18 protein-coding genes are annotated in these 22,578 nt (G+C 73.0%); 12 read left to right on the plus strand and 6 right to left on the minus strand.

Features of this window, described 5'->3' with window-relative positions; translation table 11 throughout:
• Nucleotides 1–16: 16 nt before the first annotated feature.
• The 3 genes from nhaA to ABT034_RS19580 all read right to left on the minus strand — a co-directional run bounded on the left by nhaA (nucleotide 17) and on the right by ABT034_RS19580 (nucleotide 6,264).
• Nucleotides 17–1,414 (minus strand): Na+/H+ antiporter NhaA, encoded by a 1,398-nt coding sequence (gene nhaA, locus ABT034_RS19570; protein WP_351216770.1) that lies wholly within the window; start codon nucleotides 1,412–1,414, stop codon nucleotides 17–19.
• 256 nt (nucleotides 1,415–1,670) lie between these two features.
• The gene (acs, locus tag ABT034_RS19575; RefSeq protein WP_351216771.1) at nucleotides 1,671–3,626 is read right to left on the minus strand and encodes an acetate--CoA ligase; all 1,956 of its coding nucleotides are present in this window, start codon (nucleotides 3,624–3,626) and stop codon (nucleotides 1,671–1,673) included.
• 193 nt (nucleotides 3,627–3,819) lie between these two features.
• On the minus strand, nucleotides 3,820–6,264 hold the full coding sequence (locus ABT034_RS19580) for a bifunctional SulP family inorganic anion transporter/carbonic anhydrase (RefSeq protein ID WP_351216773.1): 2,445 nt from the start codon (nucleotides 6,262–6,264) through the stop codon (nucleotides 3,820–3,822).
• Between the two features lie 373 nt (nucleotides 6,265–6,637).
• On the opposite strand from ABT034_RS19580, the gene ABT034_RS19585 reads away from it, so the two are divergent.
• Nucleotides 6,638–7,963: a polysaccharide deacetylase family protein gene (locus tag ABT034_RS19585; protein WP_351216775.1), complete on the plus strand. Its 1,326-nt coding sequence runs from the start codon at nucleotides 6,638–6,640 to the stop codon at nucleotides 7,961–7,963.
• Nucleotides 7,964–8,120: 157 nt separating this feature from the next.
• Here the strand turns inward: ABT034_RS19585 and ABT034_RS19590 are convergent, their stop codons facing one another.
• Nucleotides 8,121–9,107 (minus strand): ATP-binding protein, encoded by a 987-nt coding sequence (locus tag ABT034_RS19590; protein ID WP_351216777.1) that lies wholly within the window; start codon nucleotides 9,105–9,107, stop codon nucleotides 8,121–8,123.
• Between the two features lie 102 nt (nucleotides 9,108–9,209).
• On the opposite strand from ABT034_RS19590, the gene ABT034_RS19595 reads away from it, so the two are divergent.
• Nucleotides 9,210–10,028, plus strand: a complete 819-nt coding sequence (locus ABT034_RS19595) for a Fic family protein (RefSeq protein WP_351216779.1) — start codon at nucleotides 9,210–9,212, stop codon at nucleotides 10,026–10,028.
• Between the two features lie 326 nt (nucleotides 10,029–10,354).
• On the opposite strand, the gene ABT034_RS19600 is transcribed toward ABT034_RS19595, so the two are convergent.
• A complete protein-coding gene (locus tag ABT034_RS19600; RefSeq protein ID WP_351216781.1) occupies nucleotides 10,355–11,221 on the minus strand; it encodes an HAD-IB family hydrolase in 867 nt (288 codons plus the stop codon).
• A 451-nt stretch (nucleotides 11,222–11,672) separates the two neighbouring features.
• On the opposite strand from ABT034_RS19600, the gene ssd reads away from it, so the two are divergent.
• The 7 genes from ssd (at nucleotide 11,673) to ABT034_RS19635 (ending at nucleotide 16,702) form a co-directional block, all read left to right on the plus strand.
• A complete protein-coding gene (ssd, locus tag ABT034_RS19605; RefSeq protein WP_351216783.1) occupies nucleotides 11,673–12,818 on the plus strand; it encodes a septum site-determining protein Ssd in 1,146 nt (381 codons plus the stop codon).
• The gene (locus tag ABT034_RS19610; protein WP_351216785.1) at nucleotides 12,815–13,990 is read left to right on the plus strand and encodes a TadA family conjugal transfer-associated ATPase; all 1,176 of its coding nucleotides are present in this window, start codon (nucleotides 12,815–12,817) and stop codon (nucleotides 13,988–13,990) included. Before ssd ends, ABT034_RS19610 begins: the two co-directional genes overlap by 4 nt.
• Before the next feature lie 95 nt (nucleotides 13,991–14,085).
• On the plus strand, nucleotides 14,086–14,880 hold the full coding sequence (locus ABT034_RS19615; protein ID WP_351216995.1) for a type II secretion system F family protein: 795 nt from the start codon (nucleotides 14,086–14,088) through the stop codon (nucleotides 14,878–14,880).
• Nucleotides 14,877–15,641, plus strand: coding sequence for a type II secretion system F family protein (locus ABT034_RS19620; protein WP_351216787.1), 765 nt, complete (start codon nucleotides 14,877–14,879; stop codon nucleotides 15,639–15,641). The genes ABT034_RS19615 and ABT034_RS19620 overlap by 4 nt, the downstream gene beginning before the upstream one ends.
• Before the next feature lie 53 nt (nucleotides 15,642–15,694).
• Nucleotides 15,695–15,901 (plus strand): DUF4244 domain-containing protein, encoded by a 207-nt coding sequence (locus ABT034_RS19625; RefSeq protein WP_351216789.1) that lies wholly within the window; start codon nucleotides 15,695–15,697, stop codon nucleotides 15,899–15,901.
• Nucleotides 15,888–16,274, plus strand: a complete 387-nt coding sequence (locus ABT034_RS19630) for a TadE family type IV pilus minor pilin (protein WP_351216791.1) — start codon at nucleotides 15,888–15,890, stop codon at nucleotides 16,272–16,274. The genes ABT034_RS19625 and ABT034_RS19630 overlap by 14 nt, the downstream gene beginning before the upstream one ends.
• Before the next feature lie 59 nt (nucleotides 16,275–16,333).
• Nucleotides 16,334–16,702: an Rv3654c family TadE-like protein gene (locus tag ABT034_RS19635; protein WP_351216793.1), complete on the plus strand. Its 369-nt coding sequence runs from the start codon at nucleotides 16,334–16,336 to the stop codon at nucleotides 16,700–16,702.
• Here ABT034_RS19635 and ABT034_RS19640 read toward each other — a convergent pair.
• On the minus strand, nucleotides 16,608–19,121 hold the full coding sequence (locus tag ABT034_RS19640) for a DEAD/DEAH box helicase (RefSeq protein ID WP_351216795.1): 2,514 nt from the start codon (nucleotides 19,119–19,121) through the stop codon (nucleotides 16,608–16,610). The two genes, ABT034_RS19635 and ABT034_RS19640, sit on opposite strands and share 95 nt — an antisense overlap.
• 80 nt (nucleotides 19,122–19,201) lie before the next feature.
• Here ABT034_RS19640 and ABT034_RS19645 point away from each other — a divergent pair, with 80 nt between their 5' ends.
• From ABT034_RS19645 to ABT034_RS19655, 3 genes are all read left to right on the plus strand, one after another.
• Complete coding sequence (locus ABT034_RS19645) at nucleotides 19,202–19,555, plus strand: STAS domain-containing protein (RefSeq protein ID WP_015034520.1); 354 nt, start codon at nucleotides 19,202–19,204, stop codon at nucleotides 19,553–19,555.
• A gap of 15 nt (nucleotides 19,556–19,570) precedes the next feature.
• Nucleotides 19,571–20,029, plus strand: coding sequence for an ATP-binding protein (locus tag ABT034_RS19650; protein WP_351216796.1), 459 nt, complete (start codon nucleotides 19,571–19,573; stop codon nucleotides 20,027–20,029).
• Between the two features lie 169 nt (nucleotides 20,030–20,198).
• Nucleotides 20,199–22,508, plus strand: coding sequence for a sodium-translocating pyrophosphatase (locus ABT034_RS19655; RefSeq protein WP_351216798.1), 2,310 nt, complete (start codon nucleotides 20,199–20,201; stop codon nucleotides 22,506–22,508).
• The last annotated feature ends 70 nt before the right edge of the window (nucleotides 22,509–22,578 follow it).

Below are 22,578 nucleotides of genomic sequence, written 5' to 3' on the forward strand. Positions count from 1 at the left end.
TGCGGTCCGACTCAGATCATGCCGGACGGTCGGCGTCGTCGCGCGGTGCCCCCGCCGCTCGGGCGCGCTCCCTGTGTTCGGCGGCCTTCCGCTCGTGGATCGCGGCCATGCGCAGGTGGTACTCCGGGTTGTCCTCCTCGTAGATGTCGGGGATGCCGTCCTCGTCGTCGTCGCGGTTCTCCGCCTCGTAGATCGCCTGGTACTTGCGGACCCGCAGCTTCAGCAGGACGGAGGCGAGGACGGCCGCGATCAGGGAGCCGATGAGGACGGAGGCCTTGACCTCGTCGGTGAGGGCGGCGTCCCCGGCGAAGGCGAGTTCGCCGATGAGGAGCGAGACGGTGAAGCCGATGCCGGCGAGGGAGGCGACGGCGAACACGTCCGGCCAGGCCAGGTCCGGGTTGAGTTCGGCCTTGGTGAAGCGGGCGGCGAGCCAGGTGCCGCCGAAGATGCCGACGGCCTTCCCGATGACCAGGCCGAGGACCACGCCGAGGGTGACCGGCTGGGTGAAGACATCGCCGATCGCCTTGCCGGAGACGCTGACGCCGGCCGAGAAGAGCGCGAACAGGGGCACGGCGAGGCCGGCCGAGAGCGGGCGGACGAGGTGCTCGATGTGCTCGCCGGGGGAGTGGCTCTCGCCCTCGCGGGTGGTGCAGCGCAGCATCAGGCCCATGGCCACGCCGGCGATGGTGGCGTGGACGCCGCTGTTGTACATCAGGGCCCAGATGACCAGGGCGAGCGGCACGTACACGTACCAGCCGCGGACGCCCTTGCGGAGCAGCAGCCAGAAGAGGACGAGTCCGGCGAAGGCGCCGCCGAGCGCGGCGAAGTCCAGGTCGCTGGTGAAGAAGACCGCGATGATCAGGATCGCGAAGAGGTCGTCGACGACGGCGAGGGTGAGCAGGAAGGCGCGCAGCGCGGACGGCAGCGACGTGCCGATGACGGCGAGGACGGCGAGCGCGAAGGCGATGTCGGTGGCGGTGGGGACGGCCCAGCCGTCCATCGAGCCGTTGCCGGCGGCGTTGACCAGGACGTAGACGAGGGCGGGTGCGGCCATGCCGCAGAGCGCGGCGACGACGGGGAGCGCGGCGGCCCGGGGGTCGCGGAGCTCGCCCGCGACGAGCTCGCGCTTGAGTTCGATGCCGGCGACGAAGAAGAAGATCGCGAGGAGGCCGTCGGCGGCCCAGTGCTGGATCGACAGGTCGAGTCCGAGGGCGGCGGGGCCGAGGTGGTAGTCGCTGACGGACTCGTAGCTGCCGCTGAGCGGGGTGTTGGCCCAGGCGAGGGCGGTGACGGCGGCGACGAGGAGCAGGACGCCGCCCACGGTCTCGGTGCGCAGGGCGTCGGCGAGGTAGCGCCGCTCGGGCAGGGGGAGGCGGCCGAGGAACTTGCGGTCGGTCGGTGAGGGCGCGGCCACGGGGGAGAACCTCCGGTCGGGTGGGCAGCACAGAGCACGTTGCCGACCAGACTTCCCGGCGCACCTAGGTCTTCTTGTCACGTCACTGACGCGATTCTTACTTTACCTAAAGAGCGTGGGTGGTGTCCGGCGAGATTCACTTTAGAAAGCTTTGCCCGGTTCGTCCCCTGGAAACGAGTGCGGGGAACGGATGCGGGGAACGGCGACGCCCGCCCCGAGCGGCTCGGGGCGGGCGTTCAGGTCGTACGGCCGGGGCTCAGTCCTCGCTGGAGGCGGCCGGCAGCTGGGTCTGGATGAGCGACATGACCGAGGAGTCGGTCAGCGTGGTGACATCGCCCAGCTCCCGGTTCTCGGCGACATCGCGCAGCAGCCGGCGCATGATCTTGCCCGAGCGGGTCTTCGGCAGCTCCGCCACCGGCAGGACCCGCTTCGGCTTGGCGATCGGGCCCAGGGTCGCGCCGACGTGGTTGCGCAGCTCGGCGACCAGGCCCTCGTCCTCGCTCGCCGTACCGCGCAGGATGACGAAGGCGACGATCGCCTGGCCGGTGGTCTCGTCGGCGGCGCCGACGACGGCCGCCTCGGCCACCGACGGGTGCGAGACGAGGGCGGACTCGACCTCGGTGGTCGAGATGTTGTGACCGGAGACGAGCATGACGTCGTCGACCCGGCCGAGCAGCCAGATGTCGCCGTCCTCGTCCTTCTTGGCGCCGTCACCCGCGAAGTACTTGCCCTCGAAGCGGGACCAGTACGTGTCGATGTAGCGCTGGTCGTCGCCCCAGATGGTGCGGAGCATCGAAGGCCACGGCTCGGTGAGGACCAGGTAGCCGCCGCCCCCGTTCGGCACCTCGTTGGCCTCGTCGTCGACGACGGTCGCCGCGATGCCGGGCAGCGTGCGCTGGGCGGAGCCCGGCTTGGTCTCGGTGACGCCCGGCAGCGGCGAGATCATCATCGCGCCGGTCTCGGTCTGCCACCAGGTGTCCACGATCGGGGTCTTGCCGGCGCCGATGTGCTCGCGGTACCAGACCCAGGCCTCGGGGTTGATCGGCTCGCCGACCGAGCCGAGGACGCGGAGGCTGGACAGGTCGAACTTGGCGGGGATGTCGTCTCCCCACTTCATGAACGTGCGGATCGCGGTCGGCGCCGTGTAGAGGATCGTGACGCCGTACTTCTGCACGATCTCCCAGAACCGGCCCTGGTGCGGGGTGTCCGGGGTGCCCTCGTACATGACCTGCGTCGCGCCGTTGGCCAGCGGGCCGTAGACGATGTACGAATGCCCGGTGACCCAGCCGATGTCGGCGGTGCACCAGTAGACGTCGGTCTCCGGCTTCAGGTCGAAGACGGCGTGGTGGGTGTACGCGGCCTGGGTGAGGTAGCCGCCGGAGGTGTGCAGGATGCCCTTCGGCTTCCCGGTGGTGCCCGAGGTGTAGAGGATGAAGAGCGGGTGCTCCGCCTCGAAGGCCTCCGGGGTGTGCTCGGCGGACTGGCGGGCGACGATGTCGTCCCACCACACGTCGCGGCCCTCGGTGAACGCGGTGTCCTGGCCCGTACGGCGGACCACGAGGACGTGCTCGACCTGCGGGCACTTGGCGACGGCCTCGTCGATGGCCGGCTTGAGGGCGCTCGGCTTGCCGCGGCGGTAGCCGCCGTCGGCGGTGACGACCAGCTTGGCGTCGGCGTCCTGGATACGGGAGGCCACGGCGTCGGCCGAGAAGCCGCCGAAGACCACCGAGTGGGCGGCGCCGACGCGGGCGCAGGCCAGCATCGTGATGGCCGCCTCGGGGATCATCGGCAGGTAGACGGCGACCCGGTCGCCCTTGCGGACGCCCAGCTCGGTCAGGGCGTTGGCCGCCTTGGAGACCTCGTCCTTGAGCTCGGCGTAGGTGATCGCGCGGCTGTCGCCCGGCTCGCCCTCGAAGTGGATGGCGACCCGGTCGCCGTGGCCGGCCTCGACGTGCCGGTCGACGCAGTTGTACGCCACGTTCAGCTCGCCGTCCGCGAACCACTTGGCGAACGGCGGGTTCGACCAGTCGAGGGTCTCGGTCGGCTCGGTGGCCCAGGTCAGGCGCTTGGCCTGCTCGGCCCAGAAGCCCAGCCTGTCCGCCTTGGCCTGCTCGTACGCCTCCGCCGTCACGTTGGCGTGCGCGGCCAGCTCGGCGGGCGGCGAAAATCGACGCTCTTCCCGAAGCAGATTGGCCAGGCTTTCGTTGCTCACGACATCTCCCTTTCCCAGGGCGTCCTCTGTGCGTATGTGTCCCGCGTCATACCTCATCAGTCAGATGCCCGGGTGACAAGAGCCTCCGGGCAATTGGTTTAGACCTGTTGGGTGCATGGGGGGCGGGGGCCCCTTCTTCCCGAGCGGTGGGAGAAGGGGCCACACAGTCTCACGGACGGCTGAGCCGGAAGGTTCAGGACGCGCGGGCCGGCTCCAGTGGGCCCGGTTCCAGCGGACCGGGCTTCAGCGGACCGTGCTCCAGCGGGCCCGGCTCCAGCGGGCCCGTCGGCATGACCTGGGTGAACACGTCGTCGTAGCTGTGCACCTCGTCCGCCCCGGCCAGCAGGTACGCCTGCGCCTCGCCCACGTGGAAGTACATGCCGTGCAGCGTGAGCGTGCCCTCGGCGAGCCGCCGCGCCACCGACTCGTACGCCCGCAGGTGCTCCAGCTGCTGGACCACGTTGGTCAGGCAGAGCTGCTCGACCGCGTCGGCCGGAAGGCGTCCGGAGATCCGGGCCCAGGCGTGTCTCCGGCTCGCCATCCGCTCCAGACTGGGCCGGCCGTGGCGCAGCCAGCGGCGGAGCGGGGTCGGCGGGTCGTCGGGCCCGCCGTTGAGAAGGGCCTGCATCGCGCCGCAGCCGGAGTGGCCGCAGACGGTGATCGACTCGACCCGCAGCACCTCCACCGCGTACTCGATCGCCGCCGCCACCGAGTCGTCGCCGCTCTCCTCGCCGGGCAGCGGGACGAGGTTGCCGACGTTGCGCACGGTGAACAGGTCACCGGGCCCGCTCGATGTGATCATGCTGGTGACGAGACGGGAATCGGCGCAGGTCAGGAAGAGCTGCGAGGGGCGCTGGCCCTCCCGCGCGAGCCGCGCGAGCTCCTCCCGTACGAGCGGGGCCGTGTTCCGCTGGAACTTGCCGATGCCGCTCGCCAGGTGCAGGCCGGGTGAACGCCGGGGCTCGGCGGGCTCCGTGGCCTCGTCGGGCCGCTCGGCCGGCTGCTCCCCGCACTGGTGGTTGTGCCACGGCGTCCAGGGACGGCAGCAGGTGTGCCCGGCGGTGGCGGTGGCGCCGGCGGAGGCGGTGGCGGGGGTCGGCTCGGCGATCCGGGTTCCGGACGGGCCGGTCGTCTCGACCGTACCGCCGTGGGCGAGGTGCCCCGCCATCCAGTCGCTCAGCGTCTCGTACGCCGCGTGGTCCATGAAGGACCCGTCCAGCTCGACCACCACGTCGGACCCGTGGGGCAGTTGGTGCAGGGCACGGCTCAGCCGGGGGACGGCGAGGAACGTCAACTGGCCGCGTACGTGCAGCAGGTGGCGCCCGTCCCGCTCCTCGCGGGTGATCCGGGTGCGGGCGAGCCGGTGCAGGGAGACCGCGATCGCCACGGCGATGCCGAGGGCGACGCCCTCCAGGATGCCGACGAGGACGACTCCGGACAGCGTCACCACGTAGACGACGACCTCGCGGTGCCGGGTGACGGTACGGATGTGGGTGATGCTGACCATCTGCACGCCGACCACCATGACCAGGGCGGCGAGCGCGGGCAGCGGGATCAGGTCGAGCACGGGGACGAGCACCAGGGCCGCGAGCACGATCCACAGGCCGTGGAGCATCGTGGAGGCGCGGCTCACCGCGCCCGCGGACACGTTGGCGACGCTGCGGACGGCGACACCGGCGACCGGCAGCCCGCCGAGCGCCCCCGAGACCATGTTGGCCGCGCCCTGACCGGCGAGTTCGCGGTCGAGGGCCGCGCGCGGCACACCCCGGCCGCCGTCCGGGCGCGCGGCGACCAGCTTGTCGACGGCGACGGCGGAGAGCAGCGACTGCACGCTCGTGACCAGCGTGATCGTCAGCACCCCGGCCGCGATGCCGAGCACCGGCCCCTCGGGCAGGCCGGGCAGTGCGTGGCTGCTCCAGGACGGCAGGTCGACCCGGGGTACGGCGAGTCCGGCGAGCGCCGCCACCGCCGTCGCCCCCGCCACCGCGACGAGCGCGGCCGGGACCTTCCGTACGAGCCGGCCGGCCCGGCCCGGCAGCCGGGGCCAGCACAGCAGCACGGCCACCGTGAGGGCGCTGATGGCGAGCCCCGCCGCGTGGATGTCGGCCAACTGGGCGGGAAGGCCGAGGACGTTGTCGACGGCGGAGCTCTGCGGGGTGCCGCCGAGCACGATGTGGAGCTGGGCGAGAGCGATGGTCGCGCCGATGCCGGCCACCATGCCGTGCACGATCGCGGGCGACACGGCGAGCGCCGAGCGGGCCACCCGGAGGGCGGAGAGGCCGAGCTGGGCGAGGCCGGCGAGCACGGTGATGGCGCAGGTGGTGCGCCAGCCGTACAGCTGGATGAGCTCGGCGGTCACGACGGTGAGGCCGGCGGCGGGGCCGCTCACCTGGAGCGGGGAGCCGCCGAAGCGGCCGGCCACCAGGCCGCCGACGGCGGCGGCGACGAGGCCGGACTGGAGCGGGGCCCCGGTGGCGAGCGCGATGCCGAGCGAGAGGGGCAGCGCGATCAGGAAGACGGCGACGGAGGCGGAGAGGTCGGCGCCGGCGATACGGAAGCGGCGCGGCCCCTCCGGCGGGCTGTGGGGCCGCTGGACTCGGGGTCGGGTGGTGGTGCGGGCGGGGGTGCAGAGGGTCATTTCCCGTCTCCTCCGGGGCAGCGCGGTCGCGGTTCGTGCGGGACGAACGTGGGGGCTCGCGGCCGTGGGTCACGGCGTGCAGCGGCGGGATCCGAGCGGGGGCCCCGCCTGGACGAGGATCAACGCTCGGTAAATGGATCGTAATGGAGAGTAAAGACTCCGGCATTATTTTCGGGGCAAACAGGGCAATGATTCACCGGTTCCGGTGATAGGTGCACGGATTGCCGCTTGTCGTTTCATCTCTCCGGTCGTCGTGGTGCGACGTTGACGCCGCCGGTACGGAAATCGCACGGAAGCTCGCGCGACAGCTCGTACGGAAGTTCGTACGGAAGCTCGCACGGAAGCTCGCACGGAACCGAGGAGAGGTGGGCGGATGACAGCCGCCGGGAGAAGGACCACTGCCCAGAGGAAGGCGCTCGCCGCCGGTGCCCTCGCCGTCGCCCTGATCACCGGCCTCGCCGGCTGCTCGGGCTCCGACGGCTCCGCCACGAAGGGCATGCCGGGCGGCGCGGGCGCCAAGAAGGGGCCGAACGCGGCCCCGCCGAACGCGGTCCGCCTGATCGGCGACGGCTCCACGGCCTCCACCGGCGCCCAGCCCCACCAGCCGGTCTGGCAGCGCCTCAAGCCGGGCGAGACCCCGCCGCAGTTCGTCGTCTTCTCGTGGGACGGCGCCGGCGAGGACAGCCAGAAGCTGTTCTCGCACTTCCGCTCCGTGGGCAGGAAGTACGACGCCACCATGACGTACTTCCTCAGCGGCGTGTACCTGCTGCCCGAGGAGAAGCGGAAGCTGTACGACCCGCCGCAGCACAGCCCCGGTCGCTCCGACATCGGTTTCAACGACACCGAGGGCATCCGCGCCACCGTCCGCGAGCTGCGTGCGGCGTGGCAGGAGGGCAACGAGATCGGCACCCACTTCAACGGGCACTTCTGCGGGAAGGAGGCGGGCGTCGGCAACTGGTCGGTCGAGGAGTGGAAGAGCGAGATCAACCAGGCCAAGTCCTTCGTCAAGAACTGGAAGACCAACGCCGGCCTGCGCGCGGAGCAGCCGCTGCCCTTCGACTACGACAAGGAACTCGTCGGCGCCCGCACCCCCTGCCTCGAAGGCCGGAAGAACTTCGTCCGGGCGGCGGCGCAGATGGGCTTCCGCTACGACACGAGCGGCGTGAACGACCAGATCTGGCCCAAGAAGGACCTGGGTCTCTGGGACCTGTCGATGCAGCTCGTACCTGTCCCCGGCCGCGCCTTCCAGACGCTGGCCATGGACTACAACTTCCTGGTCAACCAGTCACCCGGCACCACCCAGGGCGACCCGTCCCAGCACCGGTACTGGGGCGACCAGATGCGGGACGGCCTGGTGGAGGCCTTCGAGCGCTCCTACCGGGGCAACCGCGCGCCGCTCATCATCGGCAACCACTTCGAGTCCTGGAACGGCGGCACGTACATGCGGGCCATCGAGGAGACCATCGCCACGGTGTGCGTGCAGAAGGACGTCAAGTGCGTGTCCTTCCGCCAGCTCGCCGACTGGCTCGACGCCCAGGACCCGGACGTCATCGCCAAGATGCGCACCCTGAAGGTCGGCGAGGCCCCGCCGGCCGGCTGGAAGGCCTTCCTCGCCCCCCAGCCGGCGGCCCCGGCCGCGCCGCCGGCTCCGGCCGCCGCCCCGGCCGTCACTCCGGCTAAGCAGGCTGCACAGCGCTGAGCCCTTCGGACAGCGTGAACCCGGGGTCGACCTGCGCCGCCAGGTCGGCCCCGGGCCCCTCTTTTTCTGCCCCTCTCGCGCCGTTCGGCGCCTGGGGCGCCTTCCGGGCTTCGCGGTGCTGCGTCGGACTCCGTCCGCCGTGGGGCTGCGGGTGTCGTCAGCCGAGCTGCGACACGGCCATCGGCTCGCCCAGCGTGAACCCGGGGTCGACCTGCGCCGCCAGGTCGGCCCCAGTTTTGGCGTTGCCCCAGCTCTCCGCGTTGCGGAGGTGGAAGTGGACCATCTGGCGCGTGTAGCGCTCCCAGTCGCGGTCGGCGTACGAGTCGTCCGCCGCGTCCTGGAGGGCCTGGAGCGACATCCGGTTCTCCACCTCCAGGAGCTCGAAGCGCGGGGGGCGGCCCTTCTCCATCGCGCGGACCCAGTCCGAGTGGCCCACCGTCACGAGCAGGTCGTCGCCGACCTCCGCGCGCAGGAAGTCGAGGTCGTCCGCGCCCTGCACCTTGTTGCCGACGACCTTGAGCGCGACGCCGAAGTCCCGGGCGTACTCCTTGTACTGGCGGTAGACCGAGACGCCCTTGCGGGTCGGCTCCGCGACGAGGAAGGTCATGTCGAAGCGGGTGAAGAGACCGGAGGCGAAGGAGTCCGAGCCCGCGGTCATGTCGACGACCACGTACTCGTCGGCGCCGTCGACCAGGTGGTTGAGGCACAGCTCCACCGCGCCGACCTTGGAGTGGTAGCAGGCCACCCCGAGGTCCGACTCCGTGAAGGGACCGGTCGCCATCAGGCGGATCTCGCCGTCGTCGAGCCGGACCGGCCGTGCGCAGGCCTCGTACACCGGGTTCTCCTCGCGGACCCGCAGCAGCCGTGAACCCTCCCCGGGCGGCGTCGTCTTGATCATCGTGTCGGCGGAGACGATCCGCGGGTTGGAGCCCCGCAGGTACTCCTTGATGAGCGGCAGATGCGCGCCCATCGCGGGCAGCGCGGCGGCCTCCGCGTCGGGCAGCCCGAGCGCGGCGCCCAGGTGCTGGTTGATGTCGGCGTCGACGGCTACGACCGGGGCTTCGTTGGCGGCGAGGTGGCGGATGAAGAGCGAGGACAGCGTGGTCTTACCGCTGCCGCCCTTCCCCACGAAAGCGATCTTCATGTTCACCTAGCGTAGTGGCACGGACGCGCGCCGTGGTCAAGGTGCGTGAAGAAGACCACTCCATCGTGGGGCGAAGCCCCGGGGCGCGTAGCCTCCCTACTTATGAGTACGCACGCCTCTGACCCCTTGGCCGCCCTCGGCTCCCTGCCGGGCGTCGCCGACGCGGTGGACTCCGTACGCAAGGCCGTCGACCGGGTCTACGGCCACCGTGTGATGCGCCGCCGCAGCAACGAGATCTCGTCCGAGGCGGCCCTGCGCGGCGCCCGCGGCTCGGCCGCGCTGTCCGGCGCCGACTGGGCCCTGGAAGAGGTCCGACGCCGCACCGACTTCGGCTCCGAACCCGAGGCCCGCACGGTCGGAGCCGCCCTGCGGCTCGGCGCCGAGGCCGGGCAGCTGCTCACCATCTGGCGCCAGTCGCCGCTGCGGGTGCTCGCCCGGCTCCACCTGGTCGCCGCGGGCGAGCCGGGCGAATCGGTGGGGCGGCCCCGGCTGGACGGCGAGGCGGTCGACGAACCGCTGATCGAGACCCCGGCGCCGTCCCCCACCGAGGTCGCGGGCCGCCTCGACGGCCTCGCGGAGCTGATCGTCGCGGGCGGCGACGCTCCCGCGCTCGTGACGGCGGCCGTGGTGCACGGCGAGCTGCTCGCGCTGCGCCCCTTCACCTCGTACAACGGCCTGGTCGCGCGGGCGGCCGAGCGGATCGTCCTGGTCGGCAGCGGTCTCGACCCGAAGGCGATCTGCCCGGCGGAGGTCGGTCACGCGGAGCAGGGCCGGGCCGCCTACCTCGCCGCGTTCGAGGGGTACCTGGCGGGGACGCCGGAGGGCGTGGGGGGCTGGATCGCCCACTGCGGGCGCTCGGTGGAGCTGGGTGTGCGGGAGTCGACGGCCGTCTGCGAGGCGCTTCAGCGCGGCGCGGCCTGACGCGAGGGCCGGCCTGGCGCGAGGATCGGCCGGACAAAGGGTTGCGGCGGTACCAACCTTCGGTACCGCCGCTGGCACGTCCACCCAGTTACCAAGCGTCCTCGATATGTGCCCATCAGGCCGGGAACTTTGCCCGTGGCCTGGTGCGGCTGGCCCGTAATCGACGGGTCGACGTCGCGTGGGTGCCCGGTTTCGGTGCTAGGTCCGTGGGGCCTTCATGCTCAACAGGTGATCCTCTCGGATGTCCTCGGTCTCGCGGGCCTGATTCCTTTCTACTCCTCTCGGAGTAGAAGCGAAAGTGCTGGCTCCACTTCTCTGCTCATTGCTCAAATACGGGCAAAGTCATCCGCGAGCCGATGGGCGAGGGCGGCCTGCCTCCGCCGTGAGGCGTACCAGACGAGTCCGGCGCCCACGGCGGCCGCACCGACGGCCGCCGCTGCGACGAGGGTGGGCCGTGGCGGCATCCGGAACTCGGGCAGCCGCTGCTTGAGCCGTACCGGCTTCTCGAAGGCGAGAACCGGCCATTCCCGGGCCGCGGCCTCGCGGCGCAGCGCCCGGTCGGGGTTGACCGCGTACGGGTGGCCGACGGCCTCCAGCATGGGGATGTCGGTCGCCGAATCGCTGTAGGCGTAGCAGCGCGAGAGGTCGTACCCCTCCGACACCGCCAGCTCCCGTACCGCCTCGGCCTTCGTCGGCCCGTACGCGTAGTACTCCACCTCACCGGTGAAGCAGCCGTCCTCGCCGACCACCATGCGGGTGGCGACGACCCGGTCGGCCCCGAGCATCTCGCCGATCGGCTCGACGACCTCGGCGCCGGAGGTCGAGACGATGACGACGTCCCGGCCGGCGGCGTGGTGGTCCTCGATGAGGGAGGCCGCCTCGTCGTAGATGATCGGGTCGATCAGGTCATGCAGGGTCTCGGCGACGAGCTCCTTCACCTGGGCGACGTTCCAGCCTTTGCAGAGCGCGGAGAGATATTCGCGCATCCGCTCCATCTGGTCGTGGTCGGCCCCGCCCGCCAGGAAGACGAACTGGATGTAGGCCGTCCGCAGGGCGGCGCGGCGGCTGATCAGTCCGCCCCGGTAGAAGGACTTGCTGAAGGTGAGCGTCGAGGACTTCGCAATGACCGTCTTGTCCAGGTCAAAGAAGGCGGCTGTGCGCGGCAAGGAGTGGTTTTCCACAAGCCTGAGCATAGGTGGCCGCCATTCGGCGTACGCTGGGGCGCGTGGGTTTGCCTGAGAAGGCTCTCGGGTACACCATGGAAGTCACGGATCGTTCGCGACCGTGCTAACCCGGCCCGGCTCCTCCCCCCCCGAGTCGGCCGGAAAGACGACCCCCGCTCTCCCCCCCGGCGGGGGTCGTCGCATGTCCGGAGCCGTTTTGGCGCTGTGGGACATCGTTCGCTCCCTTCTTTCCGGCCGTCGGCCGCGATTCGGCCGAGGCCCGACCGGACCCTCGATTCATCACTCACAGTAACCGGCAGGCTGCGTTCCGGGCAGTCCCCAAGGCGGGTGACGAAGTTATTCACAGGGCTTCGGATATCCCCAGTTTTTCGGCAAGATCCCCAGGATTCTCGGCACGGCCCCACGGTGATTCCTGTCGCGAAGTTCGCGAACGACAGGAATCACGAGAGGGGTGTGTGGCATGGAGGCAACCAGGACTCCGGGGGCCGGCGGGAGGGCCCGGACTTCCCCGCCGAGCGGACCTGACGCGCCCGGCGCCGACGAGCCGCGCCGGACGGGGCCGCTGATCGTCACGGAGGACCTCGGGCTGCTCGACGACCTCCTGCGCCTGTGCGCGGCGGCCGGGGTCGAGCCCGAGGTCCACCATCGGGTGCCGGAGCGGCGGGCGAGCTGGACCGATCCCCCGCTCGTCCTGGTCGGCGACGACGCCGCGGCCCGCTGTCGGGGAGTGGCGCGCCGCCCGGGGACCGTCCTCGTCAGCCGTGACCGGGACGACCCGGGAGTGTGGCGGCTGGCCGTCGAGATCGGCGCGGAGTGCGTGCTGCGGCTGCCGGACGCCGAAGGTCTGCTCGTCGACCGCATCGCCGACGCGGCCGAGGGCGTGGGCCGGCAGGCGCTGACCGTCGGCGTCGTCGGCGGGCGAGGAGGCGCGGGCGCCTCCACCCTGGCCTGCGGGCTCGCGCTCGCCGCCGCGCGGACCGGGCGGCGGACCCTGCTCGTCGACGGCGACCCGCTCGGCGGGGGACTCGACGTGTTGCTCGGCGGCGAGCGCGAGGAGGGCAGACGATGGCCCGACTTCGCCGCCTCCAAGGGCCGTCTCGCCGGCGGCGCCCTGGAGGAGTCCCTGCCGTCCGTGCGGGGGGTCCGGGTGCTCAGCTGGGGCAGGGAGCCCGCGGCGCCTGTGCCGTCCGAAGCCGTCAGGTCCGTGCTCGCCGCGGCCCGTCGCCGTGGCGGAGTCGTGGTGGTCGACCTGCCGCGCGGAGCCGACGCGGCGGCCACCGAGGCCCTCGCCCAGCTCGACCTCGGACTGCTCGTCGTTCCCGGCGAGTTGCGGGCCGTCGCGGCCGCCCACCGGGTGGCCTCGACGCTCTCCATGCACGTGCGTGACCTGCGGGCCGTGGTCCGGGGGCCGTACGCGGCGGGGCTCGACGACCGATGGGTCGCCGACGCGCTGCGGCTGCCGCTCGCCGGTGAACTCCCCTACGACCCGGGGATCGTGGCCGACCAGGACGCGGGCGTGCCGCCGGGCGCGGAGCCCCGTGGACCGCTCGGCCGGTTCTGCGACGCCTTCTGGGCGTGCGCCCTCGGCCCCGGCGGTGCGGCGTGACCGGGGCGGGAGGCGCCGGTGGAGGCGCGGGGCTGCTCGACGCCGTACGGCAGCGTCTCGCGGCCAGCGGGTCCGAGCCCACCCCGGCGCGGGTCGCGGCGGCCCTACGCGCCCAGGGGCGGCTGCTCGGTGACGCGGAAGTGCTCGGGGCCGCAGAGGCGTTGCGGTGCGAACTGATCGGCACCGGCCCGCTCGAACCGCTGCTCGCCGACCCGGCCGTCACCGACGTCCTGGTCTCGGCGCCCGACCGGGTGTGGGTGGACCGGGGAACCGGACTCGAACGGGCCCCCGTGTCCTTTCCCGACACCGCGGCGGTACGGAGGCTCGCCCAGCGGCTCGCGGCGGTGGCCGGACGCAGGCTCGACGACGCCCGGCCCTGGGTGGACGCACGCCTGCCCGACGGCACCCGGATGCACGCCGTGCTGCCGCCGGTGGCGGTCGGCTCGACCTGCCTGTCGCTGCGGGTGGTACGGCCCCGCGCCTTCACCCTGGAGGAGCTGGCGGCGGCGGGCACGGTGCCGCCGGGCGGCGCCCCGATCCTGCGCGCCCTGATCGACGCCCGGGTGTCGTACCTGGTCAGTGGCGGCACGGGGACGGGGAAGACGACGCTGCTCGCCTCCTTGCTCGGCCTGGTGGGAGAGCGGGAGCGGATCGTGCTCGCCGAGGACTCGGCGGAGCTGAGGCCGGACCACCCGCACGTGGTGCGCCTTGAGGCGCGGCCCGCGAACCAGGAGGGCGCAGGCCTCGTGACCCTCCGGGACCTGGTCCGCCAGGCGCTGCGGATGCGGCCCGACCGGCTCGTGGTCGGCGAGGTCAGGGGCGGCGAGGCCGTGGACCTCCTCGCCGCCCTCAACACGGGCCATGAAGGCGGCTCGGGAACTCTTCATGCCAACACCGCCGCCGACGTGCCGGCGCGGCTCGAAGCCCTGGGCACGGCCGCGGGGCTCGACCGGGCCGCCCTGCACAGCCAGTTGGGAGCCGGCCTTTCGGTCGTGCTGCACCTGGCCCGGGACCGGGACGGACGGCGGCGGATCGCGGAGGTGCACGTCCTGGAGCGGGACCAGGACGGCCTCGTACGGACGGTTCCCGCGCTGCGGTGGGGCGCGGCCGGGTTCGAGCGGGACCGGGGCTGGGAGCGGCTGCGGTCGCTGATCGGAGGGGGAGCGTGGTGACGGCGGAACCGGTGCCGGTACGGGCCCTGGCCCACGGGCTGGCGGCACTCTGCGCGGCTCTCGCGCTGTGGGGCGCGGCCGACCGGCGGCGCGCGATGGGCAGGGCGAGGGCCGTGCTGGTACGGGGCGGACCTGGTGAGCGTGGCGTTCCCGGCGGCCCGGGGGTGGCGTGGCGGGCCGTGGCCGCGCGCTGGTGGGCGGTGGCCCGCGGCCGGCGTGCGTGGTTGTGCCTGCCTGCGGCGGGGGTCCTCGCGCTGCTCGGTGAGTCGCCGCTGCCGCTCGTGGCGGGGGCGGTCGCGGTGCCGGTGGTGGGGCGGCGGCTGCGGGCGGCCGAGCGCCGGAAGGGGCGTGAGGCGCGGGCCGAGCGGGTGGCGGCCCTGTGCGGGGCGGTCGTCGGGGAGCTGAGGGCCGGGTGGCAGCCCGCGCAGGCGCTGGCCTTCGCGGCCCGGGAGACGGGCGCGCTGGGCGGTGAGGAGGCGGCGGTGCTCGCGGCGGCCCGCTTCGGCGGGGACGTGCCGGACGCGCTGCGGAAGGCCGCGGTACAGGACGGCGCCGAGGGACTCGCGGGCATGGCGGCCTGCTGGCAGGTGGCCGTGGACGGGGGCGCGGGCCTCGCCGCCGGGCTCGACCGGCTCGAAGCGGCCCTGCGGGACCACCGCGAGCAGCGGGAACGGCTGCGGGCCGAACTGGCCGGTGCCTGGGCGACGGTGGCGGTGCTCGCGCTGCTCCCGGTGGCCGGGATCGCCCTCGGCACCGCGCTGGGTGCCGACCCGCTGCGGGTGCTGCTGCACACGCCGGCGGGCCTGGGCTGCCTCGCCGTGGGCGGGGCTCTTGAGGCGGTCGGGCTGTGGTGGGCCGCCCGGATCGTACGAGGAGGGGAGCGGGCGTGATCGGGGCGTTTCAGGTGGCGGGACTCGTGGTCCTGGCGCTGGTCTGCGGTGCGCAGGCCGCCCGGGAGGTGGTCGGCGGGCGCCGGGCGAGAGGAATGCGGCGGCGGTTGGGAGGCCTTCTCCCGGCGCCGGTCGCACGGGCCCGTAAGGGCCGGTCCGGGGTGCCGTCGTGGCTGGGGCACGGGGTGGCGTCACTCGGGGCGGTCGGCCTCGGATGGGTGATGTTCGGATGGCTCGGCGGCCTGTTCGCCGGTGGCCTGGTGATGGCCGGGCTGCGGCGGGGAGCGGTGAGGAGAGCCTCACGGCCGGTCGACGGCGAGGAGGTGGCACGCCATCTTCCGCTCGCTGCCGATCTGTTGGCGGCCTGCGCCTCGGCCGGTGCCGGGCCGGGGGAGGCGGCGGAGGCCGTCGGCCGGTCCCTGGGCGGCCCGTTGGGCGAGCGCCTGAACCGTACGGCGGCCGAGCTTCGGCTCGGTGGTGAACCGGCCGAGGTGTGGCGGAGGTTCGGCGCGCTGCCGGGCGCCGCGGCGCTGGCCCGCTGCATGGAACGGGCCGGTTCCTCGGGGGCACCCGCCGCCGAGGCCGTCGCCCGGCACGCGGCGGCGCTGCGGTCGGCGCGTGCCCGGGCGGCGGAGGCCAGAGCGCGCCGGGCGCAGGTGCTGATCAGCGCCCCCGTGGGGCTCTGCTTCCTGCCCGCCTTCCTGGCGGTGGGGGTGGCCCCGGTGGTGATCGGCCTCGCGACGGGACTCCTGGACGGATGAACGGCGAGGCAGGACGAGACGCGGAAGACACACGACGATTCGAGGAGGTCGGCATGGCAGGCAGGGCGAAGGTGTGCGGTTGGTGGCGGGAGCGGCGGGCGGCCGCGCGCCGCGACGCGGGGATGACCACGTCCGAGTACGCGGTGGGAACCATCGCGGCGGCGGGGTTCGCCGCGGTGCTGTACAAGATCGTGACCAGTGGGGCGGTCTCGGCCGCACTGGAGTCGGTGATCGGGAAGGCTCTCGATGCGCCGTTCTGACCGGGGTTTCGTGACCGTGGAGGCGGCGATGGTGTTGCCCGTCCTCGCGCTGTTCACGGTGACGCTGCTCTGGGCGCTCGCGGCGGCCGCCGCGCAGATCCGGTGCGTGGACGCGGCACGGGCCGGGGCGCGGGCCGCGGCCCGCGCCGAGCCGGCGCCCGCCGCCGAGGCGGCGGCCCGGACCGCGGCGCCCGAGGGCGCCCGGGTGTCGGTGACGCGGTCGGGGGAGCTGTGGCGGGTGACGGTGGAGGCCGCCGCCCCGGGCCCCGGGGGCATGGGGCTCACCCTGAGAGCGGACGCGGCGGCCCTCGCCGAGGACACGGCGATCGGTGGTGGGGCGGCCGGGGGCCCGGAGCCAGGGGGGCCGTCGTGACGGCCGGCGGTCGTACTGGCGGTCGTAGCCGTTGGCGGTCCGACCAGGGTGCGGCGACCATGTGGGTGGCGTTCGGGGCCTGTGCGCTCTGCGTGGTGTTCGGGGTGGTGCTCGCGCTCGGGCAGGCCGTGGCGGCCCGGCACCGGGCCGGCGGGGCCGCCGACCTGGCCGCCCTCGCCGCCGCCGACCGTGCCCTGTGGGGCGAGGCCGAGGCGTGCGCCGCCGCATCCCGGGTGGCCGGCGCGCAGCGCGCCGAGGTGGTGGGGTGCGCGGTGCGGGGCGAGATCGCGGAGGTGACGGCCAGGGTCGCCGCCGGCCCCTACCGGCCCGAGGTCAGGTCGCGGGCGGGGCCTCAGGAGCCACAGGGGCTTCCGGGGGCCCGGCAGCCTCCGGGCCGCCTCCCGGGGCCTCCCGGAGGATCTCCGTGAGGAGGCGCACCGCGCCCCGCTTGTGGAGCGGATCGTTGCCGTTGCCGCACTTCGGGGACTGGATGCAGGAGGGGCAGCCCGCCTCGCACTCGCAGGAGGCGATGGCCTCCCGGGTGGCCGCCAGCCAGGCGCGGGCGGTGTGGAAGGCGCGTTCGGCGAAGCCCGCACCGCCGGGGTGGCCGTCGTACACGAAGACGGTGGGCAGCAGGGTGTCGGGATGGAGCGGTACGGAGACGCCGCCGATGTCCCAGCGGTCGCAGGTGGCGAACAGCGGCAGCATGCCGATGGAGGCGTGCTCGGCGGCGTGCAGGGCGCCGCCGAGGATCTCCGGGGTGATCCGGGCGGCGTCGAGCTGGTCCTCCGTGACCGTCCACCAGACCGCCCGGGTGCGCAGTGTGCGGGGCGGCAGGTCGAGCTTGGTCTCGCCGAGCACCTCGCCCGTGATCAGGCGGCGGCGCAGGAAGGAGACGACCTGGTTGGTGACCTCGACGGAACCGAAGCAGAGACGTCCGGACCCCCAGGGGATCTCGGTCTCGGTGTCCAGGACGGTGATGGAGGTGGTGTCGCGGGCGGTGGTGGAGTACGGCGGGACGGCCTCCTCCACGAGGGCCACGGAGTCCTTGAGGTCGAGCTCCCGCACCAGATAGGTGCGGCCCTGGTGGAGGTGGACGGCGCCTTCGTGGACGGCGGTGTGGGAGGCGGCCTCGTCGACGGTGCCGAGCAGCCGGCCGGTGCCGGCCTCGACGATCCGGACGGGGCTGCCGCCGCCGCCCCGGATGTCGGTGAGGTCGGCGGCCCGCTCGCGGCGGGTCCAGTACCAGCCGGTGGAGCGGCGGCGCAGTAGGCCGGCGCTCTCCAGCTGGGGCAGCAGGTCGGGGACTGCCGGGCCGAAGAGGGCCAGGTCCGGCTCGGTCAGCGGGAGCTCCGCGGCGGCGGCGCACAGATGGGGGGCGAGGACGTAGGGGTTGTCGGGGTCCAGGACGGTCGACTCGACCGGCTGGTCGAAGATCGCCTCCGGGTGGTGGACCAGGAAGGTGTCCAGCGGGTCGTCGCGGGCGATGAGGATCGCGAGGGCGCCCTCGCCCGAACGGCCGGCGCGACCCGCCTGCTGCCACAGGGACGCCCTGGTGCCCGGATAACCGGCGATCAGGACCGCGTCCAGGCCCGAGACGTCCACGCCCAGCTCGAGGGCGGTCGTGGCGGCCAGGCCGAGGAGCTCGCCGGAGTGCAGGGCCCGCTCCAGGGCCCGGCGCTCCTCGGGCAGGTAGCCGCCCCGGTAGGCGGCGACACGCCGGGCGAGGGCGCGGTCGGTCTCGGCGAGCCGTTCCTGGGCGATCACCGAGATCAGTTCGGCGCCGCGCCGGGAGCGGACGAAGGCGACCGAGCGGACGCCCTGCCGGGTCAGGTCGGTCAGCAGGTCCGCGGTCTCGGCGGTGGCGGTGCGGCGCACGGGCGCGCCGCGCTCGCCGTGCAGCTCGGTCAGCGGCGGCTCCCACAGGGCGAAGACCAGCTCGCCGCGCGGGGAGGCGTCGTCGGAGACCTCGGTGATCGGGAGCCCCGTGAGGCGGCCGGCGGCCAGGGCGGGTTCGGCGGAGGTGGCGGAGGCGAGGAGGAAGACCGGCTCGGAGCCGTACCGGGCGCAGATCCGGCGCAGTCGCCGCAGCACCTGGGCGACGTGGGAGCCGAAGACGCCCCGGTAGGTGTGGCACTCGTCGATCACGACGTAGCGCAGGGAGCGCAGGAAGGAGGACCACCTGGGGTGGGACGGGAGTATGCCCCGGTGCAGCATGTCGGGGTTGGTCAGCACGTAGTTCGCGTACTGCCGGACCCATTCGCGCTCCTCGACCGGGGTGTCGCCGTCGTAGACGGCGGGGCGGATCCGGTTGCCGAGCGGGGCGGCCAGCTCCCGCACGGCGCGCCGCTGGTCGGCGGCGAGGGCCTTGGTGGGCGAGAGGTACAGGGCGGTGGCGCCACGCCCGTTCGGGGCCTCGGCGCCGTCCAGGAGGGTGCTGAGGACCGGGGCGAGGTAGGCGAGCGACTTGCCCGACGCGGTACCGGTGGCGATCACCACGGACTCGCCGTCCAGGGCGTGCTCCGCCGCCTCCGCCTGATGCGCCCAGGGGTGCTCGATCCCGGCCGCCTCGATCGCCGCGATCACCTCCGGACGGATGCGGTGCGGCCAGACTGCATGACGGCCCGCCCGGGCGGGCATGTGCTCCGTATGAGTGATGCGCGCGGCCCGGCTCTCGCCCGACGAGAGCCGGTCGAGGACCATGCCGGGGGAGGGTCGGTTGCCCGTGTTCCCGGCTGGACGACTGGGGCGGTGATTCTTGGCCATCGGCACCGAGTGTGTCACTGCCATGACGGACAATGCTTCCAAGGCGTCGTGCATGGCTGCTGGTAAGTGATTGAATGCCATCGCGGCTGACGATCAGTTCCCTGACTCCGTCCGGGAGACCCCGGGGGACGATCGTTCGATAGCAAGGTGCTGGAGGATCCGTGGACCTGTCCCTGTCGACTCGCAATGTGTCCGGCGCTGGTGGCGACCGTACGGTCGTCGAGGTCGGTGGCGAGATTGATGTGTATACCGCGCCCAAGCTGCGCGAGCAGTTGGTCGAGTTGGTGAACGACGGCAGCTACCACCTGGTCGTCGACATGGAGGGCGTGGACTTCCTCGACTCCACCGGGCTCGGCGTGCTCGTCGGTGGGCTGAAGCGCGTCCGCGCGCACGAGGGCTCGCTGCGTCTGGTCTGCAACCAGGAGCGCATTCTGAAGATTTTCCGGATCACGGGTCTCACCAAGGTGTTCCCGATCCACACCTCGGTCGACGAGGCCGTCAACGCCGTCGACTGAGCCCAGGGGGTTCGCATGGCCACCGTTGAACTCCGCTTCAGCGCTCAGCCCGAGCACGTCCGCACGGCCCGCCTGGTGGCGGCCGCGGTGGCGCGCCGGGCCGGTGTCGACGAGGCGGTCCTCGACGAGGTGCGTCTCGCCGTGGGTGAGGCCTGTTCCCGTGCGGTCGGGCTGCACCGCAGCAACGACGTCACGACCCCCATCCGGGTCGTGCTGACCGAGGAGGAGAAGACGTTCTCCATCGAGGTCGGTGACGAGGTGCCCGGTGCGGGGGTCGCGGCGGCCGATGCCGCCGGTGTCCCCGGCGCGCGGTCCGCGGCTCCGGTCGAGGACTTCGACGACGCCGACGGCGAGGACGAGATGGGGCTCGCAGTGATCCGCGGGCTCGTCGACGACGTCGAGGTGAGCGCCGGCGAGGACGGCGGCACGATCCGGATGACCTGGCCGGTGAGTTCGGCGGACATCCTGTCCTGACCCGAACAGAGGTACGAAGCAGCACGAGAAGAGGCCCCGCTCCCGCGGGGCCTCTTCTCGTGCTGCCGCAAGCCCCCCCGCCGCCCCGCCGCCCCGGGATTGGTGCATCCGCGCGGGGGGTCCACCGGGTCCCCGTCTGTACCGGTTCGTCTCCCTATGATCCGTCCCCATGTACGCCACTTCTCTCGCCGCGGCGGTGCTCACGAGCGGGAACCGGACGATCGTGTACGTCGTCGGCGCCGTCGCCCTCGCCGCGCTGGTCGTCGCCCGGCTCCTCGTCCACCAGGTGCTCAGGGCCGGTGAGGGCACCGAGAGGATGAGGGAGATCGCCGCGGCCGTGCAGGAGGGGGCCAACGCCTACCTCGCACGGCAGCTGCGGACCGTCGCCGTCTTCGCGGCCGCCGTGTTCTTCCTGCTGATGCTGCTGCCCGCCGACAACTGGTCGCAGCGCGCAGGACGCTCCCTGTTCTTCCTGGTCGGAGCCCTGTTCTCGGCGGTCACCGGGTACATCGGCATGCGGCTCGCCGTACGGGCCAACGTCCGGGTCGCCGCAGCGGCCAGGGAGGCCACTCCCGCGCCGGGCGAACCGGAGAAGGGCCTGTCCGAGGTCGCGCACCGGGCCATGCGGATCGCGTTCCGTACCGGCGGCGTCGTCGGCATGTGCACGGTCGGCCTCGGCCTGCTCGGCGTCGCCTGTGTCGTCCTCGTCTACGCCGCCGACGCGCCCAAGGTCCTCGAGGGATTCGGCCTCGGCGCCGCGCTCATCGCCATGTTCATGCGGGTGGGCGGCGGCATCTTCACCAAGGCCGCCGACGTCGGCGCCGACCTCGTCGGCAAGGTCGAGCAGGGCATCCCGGAGGACGACCCGCGCAACGCCGCCACGATCGCCGACAACGTGGGCGACAACGTCGGCGACTGCGCGGGCATGGCCGCCGACCTCTTCGAGTCGTACGCCGTGACCTTGGTCGCCGCGCTCATCCTCGGCAAGGCGGCCTTCGGCGACCACGGCCTCGCGTTCCCCCTGATCGTGCCGGCGATCGGCGTGGTCACCGCCGTCATCGGCATCTTCGCGGTCTCCCCGCGGCGCGCCGACCGCGGCGGAATGAGCGCGATCAACCGCGGCTTCCTCGTCTCGGCGGTGATCTCGCTCGTCGGGGTCGCCGTCGCCGCCTTCGTGTACCTGCCGTCCTCGTACGCCGAACTCCAGGGCGTCACCGAGCCGGGCATCGGCGACCACGCGGGCGACCCCCGGGTCCTCGCCCTGGTCGCGGTCGCCCTCGGCATCGTCCTCGCCGCCCTCATCCAGCAGCTCACCGGCTACTTCACGGAGACGAGCCGGCGGCCGGTCAGGGACATCGGCAAGTCCTCGCTCACCGGCCCCGCGACCGTCGTCCTCGCGGGCGTGGCCCTCGGCATGGAGTCCGCCGTCTACACGGCCCTCCTGATCGGGCTCACCGTGTACGGGGCGTTCCTCCTCGGCGGCGGCTCGATCATGCTGGCGCTGTTCGCGGTCGCCCTCGCCGGTACGGGCCTGCTCACGACCGTCGGGGTGATCGTCGCCATGGACACCTTCGGACCGGTCGCCGACAACGCCCAGGGCATCGCGGAGATGTCCGGGGACGTCCAGGGCGCGGGGGCCCGGGTCCTCACCGAACTGGACGCCGTCGGCAACACGACGAAGGCCATCACCAAGGGCATCGCCATCGCCACCGCCGTCCTCGCGGCCTCGGCCCTGTTCGGCTCGTACCGGGACGCCATCGCGACCTCGGTCGCCGAGGTCGGCGCGAAGGCGGGCGAGTTGACGCTCTCGATGGACATCTCACAGCCCAACAACCTCTTCGGCCTGATCCTCGGCTCCGCGGTCGTCTTCCTCTTCTCGGGGCTCGCGATCAACGCCGTGTCCCGGTCGGCGGGATCGGTGGTGTACGAGGTGCGGCGGCAGTTCCGCGAGCATCCCGGGATCATGGACCACACCGAGAAGCCGGAGTACGGACGGGTCGTCGACATCTGCACCAGGGACGCGCTGCGTGAACTCGCCACGCCCGGGCTGCTCGCCGTGATGGCGCCGATCGCCGTCGGCTTCGCGCTCGGCGTCGGCGCCCTCGGCGCGTACCTCGCCGGAGCGATCGGCACGGGCGCGCTGATGGCGGTCTTCCTCGCCAACTCCGGTGGCGCCTGGGACAACGCGAAGAAGCTGGTCGAGGACGGGAACCACGGCGGCAAGGGCAGCGAGGCGCACGAGGCGACCGTCATCGGCGACACGGTCGGAGACCCGTTCAAGGACACCGCGGGCCCGGCGATCAACCCGCTCCTGAAGGTGATGAACCTGGTGGCGCTGCTCATCGCCCCGGCGGTCGTACGGTTCGGCTACGGGGACGACGCCAGTGCCGGGCTGCGGGCGGCGGTCGCCGCGGTCGCGCTGCTCGTCATCGTCGCCGCGGTCCGAGCCTCCAAGAGGCGGTCGGTGACCGTGTCCTGACGCCGGGTCTCCTGACGTGGCGTCTGTCTCATTCCCGGAGGTTTCCGAGGTGGGTGTGAGGTGTCTCCCT

The organism is Streptomyces sp. NPDC002773 (assembly GCF_040295605.1).
Lineage (GTDB): Bacteria > Actinomycetota > Actinomycetes > Streptomycetales > Streptomycetaceae > Streptomyces.